The organism is Aeromicrobium endophyticum, assembly GCF_003586285.1.
Taxonomy (GTDB): Bacteria; Actinomycetota; Actinomycetes; order Propionibacteriales; family Nocardioidaceae; genus Aeromicrobium; species Aeromicrobium endophyticum.
This window is the reverse complement of the sequence record NZ_QUBR01000002.1, coordinates 67,413-86,649: the sequence shown is the minus strand read 5'-3', so window position 1 is coordinate 86,649 and position 19,237 is coordinate 67,413. Positions and strand designations below refer to the sequence as shown.

Below are 19,237 nucleotides of genomic sequence, written 5' to 3'. Positions count from 1 at the left end.
AGGGTCGGGGTGTGACCGAAGCACCTTCCCCGACCACCATCCATCACGTGACCGGCGACCAGCTCACGGCGCAGCAGGTCCACGACGTCTGGCGCATCCGCGACGCGGTCTTCGCGGTCGAGCAGCGGTGCGACGAGGTCGACGTCGACGGACGTGACCTGCTGGCGTCGACGACGCACCTGTGGCTCGCCGACGACGACGGGATCACCAGCTACCTCCGGTCGTTCGTCGAGCACGACGTCCGCCACGTCGGACGGGTCTGCACGCGCCGCGACGCGCGGGGTCGCGGCCTGTCCGGCCGCCTCGTCGCCGAGTGCACGCGCCTGTGGGGCACGGCCGCCCTCGAGCTCAACGCGCAGGCTCATCTCGAGCAGTGGTACGGCCAGCACGGCTACGTCCGCTCGGGCGAGAACTTCATGGAGGCCGGCATCGACCACGTGCCGATGGTGCGGGCGGCCGAGCGCTAGCCGCTCGCCGTCACGGCGTTCAGCGCCTCGGCCAGGTCGCCCTCGACCGTCGTCGCGTAGTCGTCGACGGCGTCCGCCGCGGCGGTGAACTCCTGCGTGTAGGAGAACGAGTAGCTGCGACCCACCTCGATGCTGTCGGCGAGGGCACCCGCGCGATCGATGACGTACTGCAGCGCCTCGCGGACGGTGGCGGCGAGCGCCCGCTGACCCTTCGGCACGCGGACGTCCGCGAAGTCGTCGCGCGCCTCGACGAAGGCGGGGACGAGCCGCGTCCGCACCGCCGCGCTGTCGCCGATGGGTCCGAAGCCGACGTAGTCGGTCGCCCGCGTCTCGAGCGCCTCGCGCGCCGCCCCCACGAAGGTCAGGGCGACATCGGCCCTCCGCAGCTGGCGGTCGAGCCGCCGGTAGGGAGCCAGGAACGTCCTGGCCGTCGCGGTCGCCGACGCGTAGGTCTCCGACCGCTCCGCCCCGGCGGGAGGCTCGCCCAGCTCGGGAGGATCGGCGACGGCCGAGGCGAGCACCCGGCGCAGCTCTGCCGGCTCGGCCTCTCGCGCGCGGGCGATCACGCGGGCGACGTCGCCCCGGAACATGCCGACGTCCGACAAGAACGCCTCGGCCACCTCATCGGCCCTGGCCATCCGTGCGGTCTCGCGGTGGTCCTGCACGACGATCGCGGCACCGACGGCTGCGGCGGTCAGCAGCGTCACGACGACGGGCACGAACATCACGAGCCGCACGGAGCGGGAGGTCACCCTCCCACGGTGCCAGGGGCCGCGGCCGCTGGCAAAGGTCGAGGGGCCTCAGTCGTCGATGCGAGGACGCACCTCGTGCAGGCGCAGCCCGTACGTCACGGCGTCGACGAGCGCCTCCCACGAGGCCTCGATGATGTTGGCACCGACGCCGACCGTGACCCACACGGACTTGCCGTCGGTCGTCTCGATCAGCACTCGGGTGACGGCGTCGGTGCCGTGACCCTGGTCGAGGATGCGGACGCGGAAGTCGGTCAGGTGGAAGCGCGCGACATCCGGGTACACCTGCTCGATGGCCTGCCGCAGCGCGTGGTCGAGCGCATTGACCGGGCCGTTGCCCTCGCCGATCACGGCCAGGCGCACTCCCCCGGCCCGCAGCTTGACGGTGGCCTCGGAGAGCGCCGCCGCGCCGCGCGACGACTCGGCCAGCACCCGCCACGACTCGACGTCGAAGAACGAGGTGCGCGCACCGTCGACCTCCTCGGCGAGCAGCAGCTCGAACGAGGCGTCGGCCGCCTCGAAGGTGTAGCCCGCCTGCTCCATCTGCTTGACGCGGTCGGTCACGCGCGCGAGCAGCTCGGGGTCGCTGGCCAGGTCGTACCCGAGCTCCTTGCCCTTGAGCTCGATCGTGGCGCGGCCGGCCATCTCCGAGACGAGCAGCCGCATGTCGTTGCCCACCAGCGACGGGTCAATGTGCTGGTACAGGTCGGCGTCGACGCGGATCGCGCTCGCGTGAAGACCTGCCTTGTGGGCGAACGCCGAGACGCCCGTGTAGGGCTGGCGCGCGTGCGGCGGGTAGTTGGTGATCTCGGAGATCGCGTGCGAGATGCGCGTGGCGTCGGCCAGGTGGCCCTCGGGCAGCAGCGACATGCCGAGCTTCAGCTCCAGGTTGGCCACGCACGTCACGAGGTCGGCGTTGCCGGTGCGCTCGCCGTAGCCGTTGATGCACCCCTGCAGGTGCGTCACGCCGGCCTGAACCGCCGCCATCGAGTTGGCCACGGCGCAGCCCGTGTCGTTGTGGGCGTGGATGCCGAGGCGCGCGCCCGTGCCCATGACGTCCGCGACGATCTCGGCGACCCAGTGCGGGAGCATGCCGCCGTTGGTGTCGCAGAGCACCGCGACCTCGGCGCCGGCCTCGGCGGCGGTGCGGACGACCTCGAGCGCGTAGTCGCGGTTGGCGCGGTAGCCGTCGAAGAAGTGCTCGAGGTCGACGAAGACCCGCTGGCCCGCCTCGCGGAGGTGCGTGACGGAGTCGCGCACCATCGCCAGGTTCTCGTCGAGCGTCGTGCGCAGCGCCAGCTCGACGTGGCGGTCGTGGCTCTTGGCGACCAGCGTGACGACCGAGGCGCCCGAGTCGCGCAGGGCCGCGAGCAGCGTGTCGTCGGCCGCGGCGACGTGGGGGCGCCGCGTGGCGCCGAACGCCGCGAGGGTCGCGTGGCGCAGGTCGAGCTCCTTGGCGGCGAGCTGGAAGAACTCGGTGTCCTTGGGGTTGGAGCCGGGCCAACCACCCTCGATGTAGCCGACGCCGAGGTCGTCGAGGTGGCGGGCGATGTGCAGCTTGTCCTGCACCGACAGGTTCAGGCCCTCCTGCTGGGCGCCGTCGCGCATCGTCGTGTCGTAGACGTGGAAGTCGCCCACGTGCTGGTGGCCTGCGTTCACTGCGTCGTCCTTCGGTCCGGTCATCTCGCGGTCTCGGGCATAAAAAAACCTCCCAGGGAGTGGGAGGCAGCGCGTCGGGTGGAGTGTCAGCCCCCGGCGCGCCCGTCGATAATCATCGAGATGCTCTGCATGCGCGCCAGTCTAGACTGAGCCGCCTATGACCGCCAGACCCGTCCCGCACCCTGAGCAGACGCGTGTCATGTACGCCGTGATGACCGCGCAGCCGCTGGCCACCGACGACCTGATCCCTCCCCCGTCGCCCGAGCTATTGCGCCGCTACGGCACGTCCGAGGTGTCGTTACGGCGTCTCAGGTCGCGGCAGCACCAGACGTTGCTGCTGCGCACGTCGGACGTCGAGGGCGCCGCGTTCGCGCAGCGCGACGCGAGGGTCGAGGCGCTCGCGATCGCCGAGGACCACGACGGCGTCGTGATCGACCTGGCCGTCCCCCGGGTGGTCGAGGGACGGCCCGGCGACGTCTCGCTGTCGCACGCCACCCAGTGGTACGTCGTCGACTACTCGGACCTCGAGTCCGGACGCATCGCGACCGTGGGGCTGGCCGGCTTCGGGCTGCCCGAGATCGTGGTCGACGGTGTGCACCCCGAGCAGCACGCGATGCACGGTGCCGTGCTGGCCGGGCTCACGCATCGCGTCATCGCCGAGTGGCCCGCCAACGATCCGGTCGGACGCGCGACCGTCACGCTGCGCGACATCGCCTACGGGCTCGGCGACACGGCTGCGGCGCAGACCCCGAACGACCGCTCCATCGACGTCGAGATCGACTACGACGCCGATGTCGAGCAGCTGGTCGTCCGGCTGCTCGGCGATCCCGCCATCACCCTGTTCGCCCCCTGACGCGCCCCCGCGGGCGGTGCGACAGCGTCCACCTGGCCTCGAGAGCGGTGCACCGGCGTCCAAAGACACGCGACGGCTGGACGCCGGCGCACCGTCTCAGCGCTCGGGGCGCTTGGCGAGGTTGGCCAGCACCTCGGGACGCAGGATGGCCTCCAGCTGCTCGCGCGGCAGCAGGCCGCGCTCGAGCACCAGCTCGGCCACGCCGCGTCCGGTCGCCAGCGCCTCCTTGGCCACCTCGGTCGCGGCGGCGTAGCCGATGTAGGGGTTGAGCGCCGTGACCAGCCCGATCGAGTTCTCGACCTCGGAGCGCAGCAGCTCGACGTTGGCGGTGATGCCGTCGACGCAGCGGTGCGCGAGCGTCAGCACCGCCTGCTCGAGCCGCGAGATGCCGGCCGACAGCGAGTAGCAGATGACCGGCTCGAAGGCGTTGAGCTGCAGCTGCCCGGCCTCGGCGGCCATCGTGACGGTCATGTCGTGGCCGATGATCTGGAAGGCGACCTGGTTGACGACCTCGGGGATCACGGGGTTGACCTTGCCCGGCATGATGCTCGACCCGGCCTGCACGGCCGGCAGGTTGATCTCGTTGAAGCCGGCCCGCGGCCCCGACGACAGCAGGCGCAGGTCGTTGCAGATCTTCGACAGCTTGACCGCGACACGCTTGAGCGTGCCCGACAGCTGCACGAACGCACCGCAGTCCTGCGTCGCCTCGATCAGGTCGACCGCGGTCTCGAGCGGCAGCCCGGTGATGGACGCCAGGTGCCCGCAGGCCGACGGGACGTAGCCGGCCGGCGCGTTCAGCATCGTGCCGATCGCGGTGGCGCCCAGGTTGATCTCGTGCAGCAGCAGCACGGCCTCACCCAGTCGCGCGCGGTCCTCGCCGATCATCAGCGAGTACGTGCGGAACTCCTGCCCCAACGTCATCGGCACCGCGTCCTGCAGCTGCGTGCGCCCCATCTTGAGCACGTCGTGGAACTCGTCGGCCTTGCGCGCGAACGAGTCCTCGAGCACCTGCATCGCCGCGAGCAGGTCGTGCGTGGCGAGGATGATCGCGATCTTGACGGCCGTCGGGTAGACGTCGTTGGTCGACTGGCTCAGGTTGACGTGCTCGTTGGGGTGGATGACGGCGTAGTCGCCCTTCTCGTGCCCCATCAGCTCGAGGGCCCGGTTGGCGATGACCTCGTTGGCGTTCATGTTGGTCGACGTGCCGGCGCCGCCCTGGATGACGTCGACGACGAACTCGTCGGCCAGCCCCCCGGCGCGGATCTCCTGGCACGCGTCGCGGATCGCCGCGAACCGCTCGTCGTCGAGCAGGCCCAGCTCGTTGTTGGCGGTCGCGGCCGCCTGCTTGACGGCCGCGAGCGCCTCGACGAGGTACGGGCTGACGGCGATGGGGATGCCGGTGATGGGGAAGTTCTCGAGGGCGCGGAGCGTGTGCACTCCCCAGTAGGCCTCGACAGGTACCTCACGGTCTCCGATCAGGTCGTGCTCGGAACGTGTGGCGACGGACATGCGATCTCCTTGCTTGTGACGGTGGTCACAGGACACCCAACCACAGGCGGTCTAGGAGACGCGCGTGAGCCATCCGTGGCGGTCCTCGGCGCGTCCGTACTGGACGTCGACGAGTGCCGAGCGGATGTCGGTCGTGACCTTGCCCGGCTGGCCGTCACCGCTGACGGCCTCGCCGCCCTCCCACTTCAGCGACGCGACGGGCGTGACGACCGCGGCCGTGCCGCACGCGAACACCTCGGTGATCGTGCCGTCGGCCGCCCCTTGGCGCCACTCGTCGATCGACACGCGTCGCTCGACGACCTCGTGCCCGAGGTCGCGGCCGATCTGCATGATCGAGTCGCGGGTGATGCCCTCGAGGATCGACCCCGACAGCGACGGCGTGACGATCGAGCCGTCGGACTGGACGAAGTACAGGTTCATCCCGCCGAGCTCCTCGATCCACTTCTGCTCGGTGGAGTCGAGGAAGGCCACCTGGGCACATCCGTGCTCGGCGGCCTCACGCTGAGGCAGCAGCGACGCCGCGTAGTTGCCGCCGCACTTGGCCGCACCGGTACCGCCGGCGCCGGCACGCGAGTACTCGGTCGACAGCCAGATCGAGACGGCCTGCACGCCGCCCGCGAAGTACGCACCGGCGGGCGAAGCGATGACCGAGTACGTCACGTGCTGGGACGGGCGGACGCCGAGGAAGACCTCGGAGGCGAACATGAACGGACGCAGGTACAGGCTCTTCTCGCCGCCGGCGGGCACCCACGCGCGGTCGGCCTCGACGAGCGCCTGGATCGAGCCCAGGAACCAGTCGGTCGGCAGCTCGGGCAGCGCCAGCCGCTGGGCCGAGCGCTGCATGCGTGCCGCGTTGGCCTCGGGACGGAACAGCCACACCGAGCCGTCGGCGTGCACGTAGGCCTTGAGACCCTCGAAGATCTCCTGGGCGTAGTGCAGCACCGCGGTGGCCGGGTCGATCTGCAGCGGACCGTAGGGCACGACACGACCGTCGGCCCATCCGGTGTCGGGCGTCCACTCGGCCAGGAACATGTGGTCGGTGAAGTGGTTGCCGAATCCGGGGTCGGCCAGGATCGCGTCGCGCTGCTCGGCGGTCCTGGCCGCCGGGTTGGTGGTCAGCGTGGCGGCGAAGGGGGTGGAGGTCATGGTCGTCACGATATCTCTTCCGGGTCGGAGGGTGAACAGTCGTTAACCGACCGGTACGCCTCCGGCCACTCGTGACGCGATGGCCTCTCCCACCTCCTCGGTCGAACGCGGGGTGGACGAGCGCTCGGTGATGTCGGCCTCGACGGCTGCCGTGATCTGCGCGGCGGCCTCGGGGAAGCCGAGGTGGTCCAGCAGCATCCCGCCCGACAGGATCGCCGCGGTGGGGTCGGCCTTCGACTGACCCGCGATGTCGGGCGCCGAGCCGTGGACGGGCTCGAACATGCTGGGCGCCGTACCGTCGGGGTTGACGTTGCCGCTGGCGGCCAGGCCGATGCCCCCGGTGATCGCCGCCGCGAGGTCGGTCAGGATGTCGCCGAAGAGGTTGTCGGTGACGATGACGTCGAACCGCGCCGGATCGGTGACGAGGAAGATCGTCGCGGCGTCGACGTGCAGGTAGTCGACCGAGACCTCGGGGAACTCCGTCGCGACGGCGTCGACCGTGCGCGTCCAGAGATGACCGGCGTGCACGAGCACGTTGTTCTTGTGGACGAGCGTCAGCTTCTTGCGCGGACGGGCCTGGGCGCGGGCGAAGGCGTCACGGACGACGCGCTCGACGCCGAAGGCCGTGTTGATGCTGACCTCGGTGGCCAGCTCGTGCGGCGTGCCGACGCGGATGGCGCCACCGTTGCCGACGTACGGTCCCTCGGTGCCCTCGCGGACGACCACGAAGTCGATGTCGCCCCGACTCGTGACGTGGTCGCCCAGCGGCGTGGCCACGCCCGAGTACAGCTTGGACGGACGCAGGTTGACGTAGTGGTCGAGCGCGAAGCGCAGCTTGAGCAGCAGACCGCGCTCGAGCACACCGGACGGCACGCTGGGGTCGCCGACCGCGCCGAGCAGGATCGCGTCGTGCCCGCGGATCTCCTCGAGCACCGAGTCCGGCAGCGTCTCGCCGGTCGCGTGGTAGCGACGCGCGCCGAGGTCGTAGTCGGTGGTGGCGAACGAAAGTCCGTGGGCGGGTGCGACGACGTCGAGCACCGCGAGGGCCTGGGCGGTCACCTCGGGTCCGATGCCGTCGCCGCCGACGACGGCGAGCGAGAAGGATGTGGTCATGACGACATCCTAGGAGCGACGTCTCAGGATGTGAAACCAGCATCCTGAGATATGAGATGTACGCATCGACGTCAGTTGTCGTCGGGGCGGTCGCTCAGCTCGATCTCGTGCTGGGTCGCCTCGTCGCGCAGGTGCGCCGGTCCCCACTCGATGGGTGTGCTCGATGTCGAGAAGCTGGTCATGATGGTTCTCCTTCGGTGATCGATCGGATGGTCAGGCGCGGGTCCGGCGTAGGTCCGCCGTCCAGCAACGCCACAAGATCCGGGATCACCGGGGAGTGCGAGAAGTGATGGAGACCAGGTCATGATCTCTCGTACCCTGCTGCGGAACGGCGGGCCAACGCCGAAACACCGCGGCAGGGTGTGGCCCTAAGAGGCCCTGCCGCGGCAAGCGATGAGTACGAGCTGCTTCCGCATGTCCGAGAGCGTACTGCAGGTACGCCCGCCGTGGGCGGCATCTGCCCCGCGTGTCTCAGCCGCCGAGACGTCGTGGACGTCCGGGCCCCTCAGTCCGTGAAAGACTGGCCGCGTGAGCGCACCCGCCGAAGTCCCCGAGCTCGTCTCGGCCACGCTCGACCTCTCACGCCAGCGGGGGTTCATCACCTCGATCCGCAACGAGACCGGTCGCCTGCTCGCCTCGCTGGCGGCCTCGCGCACCGGCACCCTGGCCGAGCTGGGCACGGGCTGCGGCGTCGGATCGGCCTGGTTGTCGAGCGGCGCACCCAAGCACGCCCGGGTCGTCAGCGCCGAGCTCGACCCGGCCCTGGCCGGCGACGTGCAGAAGATCTTCGCCGGCACCGACAACGTCGACGTCATCGCGGGCGACTGGTCGACGCTCGAGCAGTACGCACCGTTCTCGCTGCTGTTCATCGACATCCGCGACGTCATGGAGAGCATCGACGTCATCGCCGACCTGCTCGAGCCAGGCGGCATCGCGGTGCTCGACGACTTCGTGCCGTCGGCCTTCTGGCCGCCGATCGTCGAGGGACGGGTCGACACGGTGCGCGAGCAGTGGCTCACCGACGAGCGGTTCGCCGCCGTCGAGATGCTGATCGACGTCGACGCCTCGCTCATCATCGCTACGCGGCGCTGACCTCGCACTCCTGACCCGTCTCCCCCGACCTGCTCGCCACCTCGACCTGCACCAGCGGCAGGAACGCCTGCACGATCGGCCCGATGGTCACGGCGTACAGCACGGTGCCGACACCGACCGTGCCGCCCAGCGCGAAGCCGATCGCCAGCACCGACACCTCGATGACCGTGCGCCACAGCCGCACGCTGCGCCCCGTCCGCCGCACCAGACCGAGCCACAGCCCGTCGCGCGGCCCGGGGCCCAGGGCCGCACCGATGTAGAGCGCCCCCGCGAAGCCGTTGCCCACGATCCCGCCCACCAGCAGGAGAGCCCGCAGCCACAGGGCGTCGGGCTGGGCCAGCACGGCGATGCCGACGTCGGCGGCCAGGCCGATCACGAGGACGTTGAGCACCGTGCCGACGCCGGGCAGCTGGCGCAACGGGATCCACAGCAGCAGGACGACGGCGCCCGTCGCGATGACGACCTGCCCGAACGTGAGGCCCACGTGCTGCGCGACCCCCTCGTGGAAGACGTCCCACGGGTCGAGGCCGAGGGTCGACTCGACCATCATCGCCATCGTGAAGCCGTAGAGGAACAGCCCGAGGTTGAGCTGCACGAGGCGGGCTGGCAGGCCGCGGCGCGTCATCGGCCGAGCTCCCGCTCGACCCGGGTGCCGCGCTCGGCGTCGTGGCTGCGCGGCGGGGCGAGGGTGCCGTAGCCGTCACGGACGGTCAGACGTGCGAGGTGCACCACGAGCGCGATCGGGGCGAGGAGGGCCAGGAGCTCTTTCATGGCACCAGCCTGACGGAGATTGGCATCACGATGAATAGCCAATCGTGCAACACTGGCCTCATGCCTGCGATCCTGTCCGCCCGCCGTCTCGCCCAGCTGCTCGGGCCCCTCGACCACGCCGGCCCTGCCTACCGCGAGATCGCCGACCGCATGCGCCTGCTGGTGGTCGACGGCCGCGTCTCGGACGGGAGCCGGCTGCCGTCCGAGCGCGAGCTGGCCACGGCCATCGGGGTCAGCCGCACGACGACGACCCGTGTCTACGCCGAGCTGCGCGACGCGGGGCTGCTGCAGTCGCGCCAGGGCTCGGGCAGCGTCGTCCGCGTCCCGCTGTCGACGTCGAGCGCGAGCAGCCTGATCGTGACGCCCGACGGTGCTGGCACGATCGCGATGACGTACGCGGCGCCGGTGGGGCCACCGGGGCTCACCCGCGCGTTCGAGACCGCGGTCGCCAAGCTGCCGGGGCTGCTCGCCACGACCGGCTACCTGCCCGACGGCCTGCCCGTGCTGCGAGAGGTGCTGGCCCAGCGGTACACCGACGGCGGCCTGCCGACCGATCCCGAGCAGATCGTCGTCACGAGCGGCGCCATGGGCGCGATCTCGCTGCTCGCCCGCACGTTGATCTCCCCCGGTCAGCGGGTCGCCGTCGAGGGCATGGGCTATCCGCACGCGCACGACTCGCTGGTCGCCGCCGGCGCCCGGCTGTCGGCACTGCCGGTCGACGGGTCGCCCTGGGACACCGAGGGCCTGGGCGCCGTCCTGGCCGGCTCGCCCCACCGCGCGGCCCTCTTCGTGCCCGACTTCCACAACCCCACCGCGGCGGTCATGAGCGATGCCGAGCGCACGGAGTGGGCCCGGCAGCTGCGCCGCCACGACGTCGTCCCGATCGTCGACGAGTCGCTGCGCGACATCAACCTCGACGGCCTCGAGCTGCCGCCGGTGTTCGCGACCTACGACCCCCGCGCGCTGCTGATCGGCTCGTCGTCGAAGGCGTACTGGGGCGGGCTGCGCGTCGGGTGGATCCGCGCACCGAAGGATGCCGTCATGCCCCTGGTGCAGGCCCGCATGATGGACGACCTCGGATCGTCGGCCTTCGACCAGCTGGTGCTCTCCGAGCTGCTCGTCGAGGGCGGCCAGACCGCCGCGGCAGGCCGGGCGCGTCTGCGGGCCGGACGCGACCACCTGCTGTCGGAGCTGGCCCGCGAGCTGCCCGACGTCCACGCTCCCTGCCCGCCGGGAGGCCTCAGCCTGTGGGTGACGCTGCCCGAGCGGATGTCGTCGCGGCTGACGGCCGCGGCGGCCCGCCACGGCCTGCTGCTGACGCCTGGCCCGCGGTTCGTCACGCGCCCCGGCACGGTCGGCGAGCGGCACCTGCGCCTGCCCTACAACCAGTCGCACGAGACGCTGACCGAGGCCGTGGCGCGACTGCGCGCGGCCTACGACGACGTCATCGGTGCGCGCACCACCGAGACGTCGACCGCGGCACCCTCCAAGACCCTCGAGATGATCGCCTGACCCCCACCCCCACCCCCACCGCTGACGCGTGGGTTCCGCCTCGCTGACGCGTGGGTTCCGCCTCGCCGACGCGCGGGTTCCTGCAGGTCAGCGGTGGTGGCGACGACGAACCTTGCCGGTGTCGTCGCGCAGCGGGTGGCGGACGAGACGCCAGCTGCGGGGCACCTTCTCGGGGTCGAGGCGGGCGCGCGCCCAGGCCAGCAGCGTCGCCTCCGTGACGTCGGACCTGTCCACGTCGACCACCGCGTGCACCACCTGACCCCGCTCGGCGTCGTCGCGTGGGACCACGACGGACGACCGGACGTCCGGGTGCTCCTCGAGCACCGCCTCGACGTCGGCCGGGTGCACCTTGACGCCACCGGTCACGATGACGTCGTCGAGCCGGTCGGCCACGTACAGGTATCCGTCGGCGTCCGTCCAGCCCGCGTCGCCCAGGCTGTGCCACCCGTCTCGATCGGGCGGTCGCTCCCCCACGTACGAGTACGTCGGCGGTCCGTCGCGGCGCATGACGATCTCGCCGAGCTCGCCCGCCTCGGCGCGGGTGCCGTCCGGCCGGACGATCATGAACTCCGAGCCCGACACCCCGCGTCCGACGGAGCCCGGCCGCTCGAGCCACTCGGGACCGCTGATCATCGCCAGCCCCTGCGACTCCGTGCCGGCGTACACCTCGACGACGCGCTCCGGGCCCAGCCACTCGAGCCACCCGCGCTTGAGCCATGGTGGGCAGCGCGCCCCGAGGTGCAGGACGCTCTCGAGCGACGACACGTCGTGCGTCTCGCGATCGGGCAGACGCCAGATGCGGTGCATCATGGTCGGCACCAGCACGGCCCAGGTCACGTGGTGCCGCTCGATCGTCCGCAGCGCCTCGGCGGCGTCGAACCGTGGCATCACGACGAGCTCATGGCCCGTCATCAGCCCTCGCATCGCGTACGCGAAGGGTGCCGCGTGGAAGAGCGGTCCGGCGACCAGCTGCACGGCCTGCCGCGGGACGAACGGCGCGACCTGACCGCCGGGATCGACCGTCGCCGCGGCACCGGCGCGGACGATCTTCGGCCGGCCGGTGCTTCCGCTCGAGGTCGGCGCCTTCCACGACGACGCCGACAGAGCCGGGAGCGGTGAGTCGTCGGTGGACCGCTCGAGCCCGCCCGCCGCGAAGGCCTCGTCGACGACGAGGGCGGGGCGCACGAGGTCGAGGATCGCCTCGCGCTCACGTGACCCGAGCCGGGGCGACATCGGCTGAGGCGTCGCGCCCAGCTTCCACGTGGCGACGCACGCCAGCACGACGTCGAGACCGTTGGGCAGGGCGATCGTCACCAGGTCGTCGTGCCCGACCCGGCCGGCCCATGCGCGGGCGACGCGGTTCGACTCCGCATCGAGCTCGCGGCGGGTCAGCACCGCGTCGCCGCACCGGACGGCCACGGCGTCGGGCGCCGCGTCGGCCAACAGCTCGAAGGCCCGACCGATGGGCACCGAGGTCACGCGAGGTGCCGGGCGTAGAACGCCAGATGGGCCTCGGCTGCCGCCTGCCACGTGTACGAGGCGGCCAGCGTCCGGCCGACGGCCGGATCGGGCGGGTCCGACAGCACCGACGCCAGCGAGCCCGCCATCGCCATCGGCTCGGCGGCGAACCGCACGGCGTCGCCGAACACCTCGCGCAGCACCGGCAGGTCCCGCGCGACGACCGGCACGCCTGCCGCGAGCGCCTCCATCGCGGCCAGGCCGAAGCCCTCCTTCGTCGACACGAACGCCATGGCGGACGCACCGGCGACCAGCGCCGGAAGCTGCTCCTCGGCCACGACCCCGAGCATCTCGTGGTGCACGCCGAGCTGATCGGCCCGTCGCTCGAAGGCCGCCCGGTAGTCGCGGTAGTCGAACAGCGTCTCGCCGCCGGCGAACACCAGGCGGATGTCCGCACGTCGCCGGCGCATCAGCGCGTACGCCTCGAGCAGGTCGATGCTGCCCTTGCGGGGCTCGATGCCGCCCAGCGCCAGCACGTACGGCCCCAGCTTCTCCTGCCACGCGTGCCGGGCCTCCTCACCATCGGGGCCTGCGGCCCGGCCGAACCGGGCGGCGTCGACGCCGTTGGGGATCACGACCGGGCTCAGCCCCCAGCCGGCCTTGACCTCGGCCGCCACCGACTCCGACACGCAGACCCGTCCGACCGGCTCGACCACGGCCCGCTCGTGGCACGCGACCAGCGCGGGCGTCGAGAACGTGTCGAGGTGGTGGATCGTGCGCAGGCACGGCAGCGCCGCGTTGGCGCTGATACAGTCCTGGGCGTGCACGATGTCGTAGACGTCGGGCGTGAACGCCTCGCGCAGCACGGCGATCGAGCGCTGGATGCGCGCCCCGACGTCCTCGCCCGGCTGCTCCGGGAACGGCACCGCACGGATGCCGACGGACGGGTCGACGCCGCGGTAGAACGTGGTGTCGCCGCCGCGGCCGAGGGTCCAGACGTCGACCTCGGCCCCCGCACGGCTCAACGCCTCGGCCAGGGCGAGCGTGTGCACGACGCCCCCGCGCGGCTTGGTCGAGTACGTCAGCAGGGCGATCCTCATGCGTCGCTCGTGCGCTCGGTCGTGCGGTAGCTCGCCGGCACCCGCTCCTGGAGGTGGTGCAGGATGCGCCGCGAGCGCGCGACCTCCGTCTCGACGTCGATCTCGGCCACGGCGAGTGCCCCCTTGGACCACGTCCGGGCCAGCACGTCGCCGCCAGGGCCCACGACCTTGGCCTGCCCGAGGAAGCGCAGTCCGCCCATGACGCCGGTCTGGTTGGACGAGACCCACACGACCTGGTTCTCGGCGGCGCGGGCGCTGTCGTAGAGGTCGAACAGCCGGGACTGACGGTCCTTCGGCAGCCGCGAGGCGCGATCGGTCACGCTCGCCGGCCACGCCGACAGGCACGCGATGACGTGCGCGCCGTCCAGCGCGAGCGAGCGTGCCGCCTCGGGGAAGGTCTTGTCGTAGTCGATCAGCATGCCCATGCGTCCGATCGGGGTGTCGAAGGCCGAGAAGGTCTCGCCGGCGCGGTACGCGAGCGCCTCGCCCGCCGGCTGGTGCACCTTGCGGTGGCGACCCAGCACGCCGTCGCCCGTGACGCACAGGGCGGCGTTGTAGTGCACCGGCCGGCCGTCGACGACGTCCTCCTCGGTGTAGCCGAAGCACACCACCATGTCCTGGGCCGCCGCGATGACGCGTCCCACCTCGAACGAGCCCTCGACCAGCGCCGGCGGGAGCGCGTGCGCGTCGGGGTGCCTGAGATCGGACAGGTAGCCGCCGAGCGTCGCGTCGGGCAGCACCAGCAGGTCGACGCCGGACGCGCGGGCGTCGCGGACGATCCCGTCGATCTTGTCGAGCGAGCGCTCGATGTCGCGACCGAAGTGCGCGGCGACGGAGGCCAGGCGCACCTGCCTAGCGCTCCGCCGCGGCGGGCCGCCGCGCGCCGACGATGCACCGGAAGACGTGCTCGGCGTCGCGAGCGATGCCGGCGAACCGTCCGGACCCCCACGTGTGCATCCACGGCAGGCCGAGGAAGTACAGGCCCGGCACCGACGTCACGCCGCGCGTGTGCGTGGGAGCCGCGGCGCCGTCGAAGACGCCCACCTTGACCCACCGGTAGTCGGGTCGGTAGCCGATGCCCCACACGATGGAGGTGATGCCGGCCTGGGCGAGATCGAGCAGCCGGGGCTCGTGGTCGGGAGCCCACACCGGCTCGTAGGAGGCCCCGGGCGGCGCCGCGATGCCCTCCCGCTCGATGTAGGCGTCGATGTCGCGGCAGATCGAGTTGTACACCGCGTCCGCGGAGTCGAGGGCCGAGGCGACGGTCGGCTCGAACAACAGGCGTGTGCCCTCGGCGCCCGACATCAGCCCGTAGAGGCGCATCCCCTCGACCGCGAACTGGCGCAGGTCGATGTCGCGGCCGCCGTCGCGCCCGGTCACGTAGTGATTGGTCTTCTCCCTCGCCGCCCTGCCTCCCGGGTACTGCTGCACCGGCGTGTCGTACAGGCCCATCTCGGCCAGCCAGGTCATGCAGTCGCGTCCGCGGTACGTGCGGGCCACGCGTGGGGCGTCGCCGAGGGCCAGGTGCACCGCACGTCCCTCGAGGTGCAGGTCCTCGGCGATCTGCGCGCCGGACTGGCCCGAGCCCACCACCAGCACCTCACCGGGCGGCAGCTGAGCGGCGTTGCGGTAGTCGGCCGAGTGCACCTGCGCGATCGACGGGTCGATCGCGGCGGCGAAGGGCGGGACGATCGGCAGGTGGTAGCCGCCCGTCGCCAGCACGACGTGCTCGGCCTCGAGCACCTCGTCGCCTGCCGGGCCGCCGAGCGTCAGCACGAAGCCGCCGCCCTCGCGCTCGGTCAGCAGCGTCACCGGGGTGTGCTCCCTGACCGGCGGGTCGAAGCTCGCGGCGTACCCGGCGAGCCACGCGGCGACCTCGTCGCGCGTCATGAACCCGTCGGGGTCGTCGCCGTCGTAGGCGTAGCCGGGCAGCCGGCAGTGCCAGTTGGGCGTCACGAGGGTGAAGTTGTCCCACCGCCGGTCGGTCCACTCGTGCGCGGTCGTGGAGGCCTCGAGCAGCACGTGCTCGACGCCCTCCCGGGTGAGGAACCAGCTGACCGACAGACCGGCCTGGCCGGCGCCGACGATCGCGACGGGGATGCTCATGGTGCCTCCTGAGGGGCGGGTAGGGACGGCTGCATCGCGAGGACGTCGACGGAGTCGTGCCGGTCGAACGCCGCGGCACTGCGCTCGATGCGCTCGAGCGAGGCGGCCGAGGCCGAGCACGTGAACCCGTACCTGGCCCGGACGCGCTCGCTCGCCTCGCCGAGGGCCACCGAGGCCCGGCGGACGAACTCGTCGACCCGGTAGGTCGTGCCGGCCGCCAGGTGGTCGTGCATCACCAGCGACGGCGAGTAGCAGTCGGTCACGCGTCCGTCGGGCCACCGGACCGTCACGGTCATCTCAGGCATGCGCCGGCGCCCGCATGGAGTAGGTGTCGGGACGCCGGTCGCGCAGGTGGAACATCGAGCGCCTGGCCATGTCGAGCGCCTCGTCGATGTCGACGCCCGCGACCGCCAGGCCGGCATCGGCGCCCGTGGAGGCCAGCACGTCGCCGCCCGGACCGACGACCTTGGCGTGGGCGACGAACCGCATCGACCCGAACGTGCCCACCTGGTTGGCCGCGACCCAGACGACCTGGTTCTCGAGAGCGCGCGCCTGGTCGAACAGGTTGAACCGCTTGGTCCACCGGTCCTCGGCGATGTCGGCGGCACCGGCCGTGCGCGACGACGGCCACGCCGAGATGCAGGCGATGACCTGCGCGCCGTCGAGTGCCAAGGAGCGGGCCGCCTCGGGGAAGGCCTTGTCGTAGCAGATCAGCATGCCGAGCCGGCCGACCGGAGTGTCGAGGGCCTCGTACACGTCCCCGGCCTCGTAGTAGAGGTTCTCGCCCAAGGGCTGGTGCACCTTGCGGTGCACGCCCAGCACGCCGTCACCGGTCACGGCCGCCGCGCTGTTGTAGCGGGTGCCAGCGTCGGCCTCGCAGAAGCCGAGGACCACGGTCATGTCACCGGCGATCGAGGCCACCCGGCGCAGCTCGGGACCGTCGAGGTCGATGACGGGCGGCAGCGAGTCGGCCCCGTCGCCGTCGGTGTGCAGCGTCGAGAGGTAGCCGCCGAGCGCGGCCTCGGGCAGCGCGAGCAGGCGCACGTCACGCGCCCTCGCCTCGGCCACGAGCCTGGTGATCTGGGCGTAGGCCTCGTCGAGGTCGCGGCCGAATGCGGCCGACGCGGCCGCGAGGTGCGTGATCGTCATGCGCAGTCCTTGGTCGTCGTGGTGGTGGTGGGAAGTCCGGTGACGGTGCCGGCGACCGCGGTGGTCACGACGCCGTCGGGCCAGCGCAGGTCGACGCCCCGCCCGTCCGTCAGCCGACCGCAGACGGCGCTGTCGACGAACGGCGGGAGCGGTGCCCGGGCCGGTTCGCGCTCAGCCGAGACCATCGCGAACCCCGGGAAGCAGGTCAGCCAGTCGCCCGCGGTGGCACCGGCCGGGGCAGGGACGCGCGCGACGTCGAGCACGGCCTTGCAGCCGCTCGCCTCGGCCAGCATCCCGGTGGTGCCGATGAGACCGGCCATGCTGACGTCCTTGGCCGCCGTGGGGCGCAGCGCCGGCACGACACCGGCCAGGGCGCGCAGCTCGTCCGCGCTGCGGTGCGACGAGGAGTCCCACTGCGAGCCCGAGTAGCCCGGGCGCCACCGACCGCCGAGGTCGGCCGTCAGGCGCAGCGACTCCCCCGCGCTGCCACCGCCTCCGGCGACGGGCCGGTCGGTGCGCCCGAGGGCCGTGACGCTCAGCGAGGCCGGGACGCCGAGCTGCGTGTGCCCGCCCAGCACCGGCACGCCCCAGGCGCGCGACGCGTCCTGCAGCCCCCGGAACACCCGCCGCGCGAAGGAGGCGTCGCGGGCGCCCACGGCGTCGAGCAGGCCGACGGGCGAGGCACCCATCGCCGAGAGGTCGTTGAGGTTGACCAGCACGGCGCACCAGCCCGCCCACTCGGGATCGCGCTCGACCATCGACGGCAGGATCGCGTCGCACGCCGCCAGCAGGTCGGAGCCCGGCACGGGAGAGGCGTCGTCGCCGACGAAGCCCCTCCCGCCGAGGGCGCGATCGCCCACGCCCGTCCCGTCCAGGGGGTCGGGACGCGTGAAGCCCTCGAGCAGCGGCCCGAGGACGGCCTTCGTCGCCCGCGCGAGACGCTCGACGCGGTCGATGGGCCAGATCATGTGGACGTGCGGACGTCCGTGCACCTCGACGGCGCCGAGCGTGCGCCAGCCGAGACGGGCGAACAACGGCTCGTTCTGCGTCTGCACCGTGGCGTCGAAGCGCAGCGCACCCTCGGCCTCGGCGCGGGCGCACGCGGCTCGCACCAGCGCTCCCCCGACGCCGGCGTGGGTGCGGGAGGTCGCGCTGACAGCCAGGCGGCTGCCCGACCACCACCCGATGTCACGGCCCTCGACCGCCGGGGCGATGCGCACCCCGCCGAGCAGCGTGCCGTCCGCCGCGCGTGCGAGCAGCACGACCGTCCGTGGATCGTCGTCGACGCGGTCGGCGTCGTCACGGGCGAAGATGCCCTGCTCGGCGACGAACACCTCGCGTCGCAGCGCGCGGTACGCGGCGAGGTCGGCCCGGGTGTCGGCCTGCGACACCACGAACGCCGGGATCGGGGCCGGCCGGCCGCCGGTCAGGATGCCTCGGTCGAGGTCGACGATCGACATCAGGCACCTTCGCTCTGCAGGACGCTGCAGGCGCCGCACGCCGCACAGCCCGCCGCTTGGTCGGAGCCGTGCATGCCGGCGTCCATCAGTGCTCGGGCGACCCGACGCGTGACGTCGTGCAGCACGTCGGCGGGCGGAGGCGGCACCTGGTCGACGTCGGTGGCGAGCGTGCCGGCCAGCGGCCTGAACGGCACGACGAACGGGTAGACGCCCATGTCGACGAGCTCGTGCGCCGCGTCGACCAGCTCGTCGGGGTCCTCACCGAGCCCGACCAGCAGGTACGTCGAGACCTGGTTGTGACCGAAGACCCGCACCGCCTCGCGCCACGCGGCGCGGTACTCGTCGAGCGGCACCGTCGACTTGCCCGGCATCCAGCGCCGGCGCACGTCATCGTCCATCGACTCGACGTGGATGCCGATCGACCGGGCACCCGCCTCGAAGAGGTCGGTGATCGTGCGCAGGTCGGCCGGCGGCTCGCACTGCACCTGGATCGCGAGGTCCGGCAGCACCTCACGCACCGCGCGCACGCAGCGCGCCAGGTGCGTCGCACCGCGGTCTCGCCCGTTGGACGTGCCGGTCGTCATGACCATCTGCGTGATGCCGTCCAGCTCGTGCGCCGCCCTCGCGACCTCGGCGACCTGCGCGGGGGTCTTGACCGCGATCGTCGATCCGGCCTCGAGCGACTTCTCGATCGCGCAGAACCGGCACCGCTCAGCCTCGTCGTAGCGGACGCACGTCTGCACGACGGTCGTCGCGAGGACGTCGGCCGAGTGCAGCCGGGCGATCTTCTCGTACGAGACGCCGTCGGCCGTCCGCAGGTCGTAGAAGCGGGGACGGCGCACCGGCTCCACGCCGAGGCCGGTGTCGGCCCCGTCGAGGAGCAGGCGCCCCCGGTTGATCGTGAACGGGCTGTCGGGGTTGATCGGGATCGCGGTCCCGACACCCCCCAGCAGCACGTGGCCGTCGTCGCTGGGTCCTGCGCCCGACTGCCGGCTGACCGGCGCATCGAGCAGGCGGATGCCCTGGATCGCGACGTCCACGCGGGTGCTCGTACGGGTGGCGGTGGATCCACCGCAGCTGGGCGCGTTCATGA

Annotated in this window: 19 protein-coding genes; 4 read left to right on the top strand and 15 right to left on the bottom strand. The window is 72.1% G+C overall.

What is annotated here, in order from left to right; all coding sequences use genetic code 11:
• The first annotated feature begins 11 nt into the window (after nt 1–11).
• Complete coding sequence (locus DX116_RS10980; RefSeq protein WP_119704318.1) at nt 12–467, top strand: GNAT family N-acetyltransferase; 456 nt, start codon at nt 12–14, stop codon at nt 465–467.
• Here the strand turns inward: DX116_RS10980 and DX116_RS10975 are convergent.
• Nucleotides 464–1,219 carry a hypothetical protein gene (locus DX116_RS10975; RefSeq protein WP_147393650.1) on the bottom strand — a complete coding sequence of 252 codons (756 nt, stop codon included), beginning with the start codon at nt 1,217–1,219 and terminating at the stop codon, nt 464–466. The two genes, DX116_RS10980 and DX116_RS10975, sit on opposite strands and share 4 nt — an antisense overlap.
• A gap of 48 nt (nt 1,220–1,267) precedes the next feature.
• Complete coding sequence (cimA, locus tag DX116_RS10970) at nt 1,268–2,875, bottom strand: citramalate synthase (RefSeq protein ID WP_267897694.1); 1,608 nt, start codon at nt 2,873–2,875, stop codon at nt 1,268–1,270.
• Nucleotides 2,876–3,032: 157 nt separating this feature from the next.
• Here cimA and DX116_RS10965 point away from each other — a divergent pair, with 157 nt between their 5' ends.
• On the top strand, nt 3,033–3,728 hold the full coding sequence (locus tag DX116_RS10965) for a hypothetical protein (RefSeq protein ID WP_147393649.1): 696 nt from the start codon (nt 3,033–3,035) through the stop codon (nt 3,726–3,728).
• Nucleotides 3,729–3,824: 96 nt separating this feature from the next.
• Here DX116_RS10965 and DX116_RS10960 read toward each other — a convergent pair whose 3' ends face one another.
• From DX116_RS10960 to DX116_RS10950, 3 genes are read right to left on the bottom strand one after another with little or no spacing between them, the layout of a single operon-like run.
• Nucleotides 3,825–5,237: an aspartate ammonia-lyase gene (locus DX116_RS10960; RefSeq protein WP_119704314.1), complete on the bottom strand. Its 1,413-nt coding sequence runs from the start codon at nt 5,235–5,237 to the stop codon at nt 3,825–3,827.
• Nucleotides 5,238–5,288: 51 nt separating this feature from the next.
• A complete protein-coding gene (locus DX116_RS10955; protein WP_119705593.1) occupies nt 5,289–6,383 on the bottom strand; it encodes a branched-chain amino acid aminotransferase in 1,095 nt (364 codons plus the stop codon).
• Nucleotides 6,384–6,425: 42 nt separating this feature from the next.
• Nucleotides 6,426–7,496 (bottom strand): 3-isopropylmalate dehydrogenase, encoded by a 1,071-nt coding sequence (locus DX116_RS10950; protein ID WP_119704313.1) that lies wholly within the window; start codon nt 7,494–7,496, stop codon nt 6,426–6,428.
• Nucleotides 7,497–8,024: 528 nt separating this feature from the next.
• Between DX116_RS10950 and DX116_RS10945 the strand changes: the two genes are divergently transcribed.
• Nucleotides 8,025–8,588 carry an O-methyltransferase gene (locus DX116_RS10945; protein ID WP_119704312.1) on the top strand — a complete coding sequence of 188 codons (564 nt, stop codon included), beginning with the start codon at nt 8,025–8,027 and terminating at the stop codon, nt 8,586–8,588.
• On the opposite strand, the gene yczE is transcribed toward DX116_RS10945, so the two are convergent.
• Both yczE and DX116_RS19935 read right to left on the bottom strand, forming a co-directional pair.
• The gene (gene yczE, locus DX116_RS10940; protein ID WP_119704311.1) at nt 8,575–9,213 is read right to left on the bottom strand and encodes a membrane protein YczE; all 639 of its coding nucleotides are present in this window, start codon (nt 9,211–9,213) and stop codon (nt 8,575–8,577) included. The genes DX116_RS10945 and yczE overlap by 14 nt on opposite strands.
• Nucleotides 9,210–9,359 carry a hypothetical protein gene (locus tag DX116_RS19935; protein ID WP_158591978.1) on the bottom strand — a complete coding sequence of 50 codons (150 nt, stop codon included), beginning with the start codon at nt 9,357–9,359 and terminating at the stop codon, nt 9,210–9,212. The genes yczE and DX116_RS19935 overlap by 4 nt, the downstream gene beginning before the upstream one ends.
• A 60-nt stretch (nt 9,360–9,419) precedes the next feature.
• On the opposite strand from DX116_RS19935, the gene yczR reads away from it, so the two are divergent.
• Nucleotides 9,420–10,871, top strand: coding sequence for a MocR-like transcription factor YczR (yczR, locus tag DX116_RS10935; protein WP_158591977.1), 1,452 nt, complete (start codon nt 9,420–9,422; stop codon nt 10,869–10,871).
• An 87-nt stretch (nt 10,872–10,958) separates the two neighbouring features.
• Here yczR and DX116_RS10930 read toward each other — a convergent pair whose 3' ends face one another.
• The 8 genes from DX116_RS10930 to DX116_RS10895 are packed head-to-tail and all read right to left on the bottom strand — an operon-like array spanning nt 10,959 to nt 19,235.
• Nucleotides 10,959–12,350, bottom strand: a complete 1,392-nt coding sequence (locus tag DX116_RS10930; protein WP_119704309.1) for an AMP-binding protein — start codon at nt 12,348–12,350, stop codon at nt 10,959–10,961.
• The gene (locus DX116_RS10925; protein ID WP_119704308.1) at nt 12,347–13,429 is read right to left on the bottom strand and encodes an MSMEG_0565 family glycosyltransferase; all 1,083 of its coding nucleotides are present in this window, start codon (nt 13,427–13,429) and stop codon (nt 12,347–12,349) included. The genes DX116_RS10930 and DX116_RS10925 overlap by 4 nt, the downstream gene beginning before the upstream one ends.
• A complete protein-coding gene (locus DX116_RS10920) occupies nt 13,426–14,277 on the bottom strand; it encodes a carbon-nitrogen hydrolase family protein (RefSeq protein WP_119704307.1) in 852 nt (283 codons plus the stop codon). The genes DX116_RS10925 and DX116_RS10920 overlap by 4 nt, the downstream gene beginning before the upstream one ends.
• Before the next feature lie 4 nt (nt 14,278–14,281).
• Entirely contained in the window at nt 14,282–15,535 is a 1,254-nt protein-coding gene (locus tag DX116_RS10915) for an MSMEG_0569 family flavin-dependent oxidoreductase (RefSeq protein WP_119704306.1), read from the bottom strand.
• Nucleotides 15,532–15,840 (bottom strand): MSMEG_0570 family nitrogen starvation response protein, encoded by a 309-nt coding sequence (locus DX116_RS10910; RefSeq protein ID WP_119704305.1) that lies wholly within the window; start codon nt 15,838–15,840, stop codon nt 15,532–15,534. The genes DX116_RS10915 and DX116_RS10910 overlap by 4 nt, the downstream gene beginning before the upstream one ends.
• Entirely contained in the window at nt 15,833–16,684 is an 852-nt protein-coding gene (locus DX116_RS10905) for a carbon-nitrogen hydrolase family protein (RefSeq protein ID WP_119704304.1), read from the bottom strand. The genes DX116_RS10910 and DX116_RS10905 overlap by 8 nt, the downstream gene beginning before the upstream one ends.
• Nucleotides 16,681–18,144 carry an MSMEG_0567/sll0787 family protein gene (locus DX116_RS10900; RefSeq protein ID WP_119704303.1) on the bottom strand — a complete coding sequence of 488 codons (1,464 nt, stop codon included), beginning with the start codon at nt 18,142–18,144 and terminating at the stop codon, nt 16,681–16,683. Before DX116_RS10900 ends, DX116_RS10905 begins: the two co-directional genes overlap by 4 nt.
• Nucleotides 18,144–19,235, bottom strand: a complete 1,092-nt coding sequence (locus DX116_RS10895; RefSeq protein WP_119704302.1) for an MSMEG_0568 family radical SAM protein — start codon at nt 19,233–19,235, stop codon at nt 18,144–18,146. Before DX116_RS10895 ends, DX116_RS10900 begins: the two co-directional genes overlap by 1 nt.
• Nucleotides 19,236–19,237: the final 2 nt, after the last annotated feature.

Bases quoted from the DNA above. Each gene is read 5' to 3' on its own strand.
- DX116_RS10955 (WP_119705593.1), bottom strand. From the start codon at position 6,383: ATGACCTCCACCCCCTTCGCCGCCACGCTGACCACCAACCCGGCGGCC.
- DX116_RS10905 (WP_119704304.1), bottom strand. From the start codon at position 16,684: ATGACGATCACGCACCTCGCGGCCGCGTCGGCCGCATTCGGCCGCGAC.
- DX116_RS10965 (WP_147393649.1), top strand. From the start codon at position 3,033: ATGACCGCCAGACCCGTCCCGCACCCTGAGCAGACGCGTGTCATGTAC.
- DX116_RS10910 (WP_119704305.1), bottom strand. From the start codon at position 15,840: ATGCCTGAGATGACCGTGACGGTCCGGTGGCCCGACGGACGCGTGACC.
- yczR (WP_158591977.1), top strand. From the start codon at position 9,420: ATGCCTGCGATCCTGTCCGCCCGCCGTCTCGCCCAGCTGCTCGGGCCC.
- DX116_RS10895 (WP_119704302.1), bottom strand. From the start codon at position 19,235: ATGAACGCGCCCAGCTGCGGTGGATCCACCGCCACCCGTACGAGCACC.
- DX116_RS10950 (WP_119704313.1), bottom strand. From the start codon at position 7,496: ATGACCACATCCTTCTCGCTCGCCGTCGTCGGCGGCGACGGCATCGGA.
- DX116_RS10925 (WP_119704308.1), bottom strand. From the start codon at position 13,429: ATGAGGATCGCCCTGCTGACGTACTCGACCAAGCCGCGCGGGGGCGTC.
- DX116_RS10915 (WP_119704306.1), bottom strand. From the start codon at position 15,535: ATGAGCATCCCCGTCGCGATCGTCGGCGCCGGCCAGGCCGGTCTGTCG.
- DX116_RS10960 (WP_119704314.1), bottom strand. From the start codon at position 5,237: ATGTCCGTCGCCACACGTTCCGAGCACGACCTGATCGGAGACCGTGAG.
- DX116_RS19935 (WP_158591978.1), bottom strand. From the start codon at position 9,359: ATGAAAGAGCTCCTGGCCCTCCTCGCCCCGATCGCGCTCGTGGTGCAC.
- DX116_RS10900 (WP_119704303.1), bottom strand. From the start codon at position 18,144: ATGTCGATCGTCGACCTCGACCGAGGCATCCTGACCGGCGGCCGGCCG.
- yczE (WP_119704311.1), bottom strand. From the start codon at position 9,213: ATGACGCGCCGCGGCCTGCCAGCCCGCCTCGTGCAGCTCAACCTCGGG.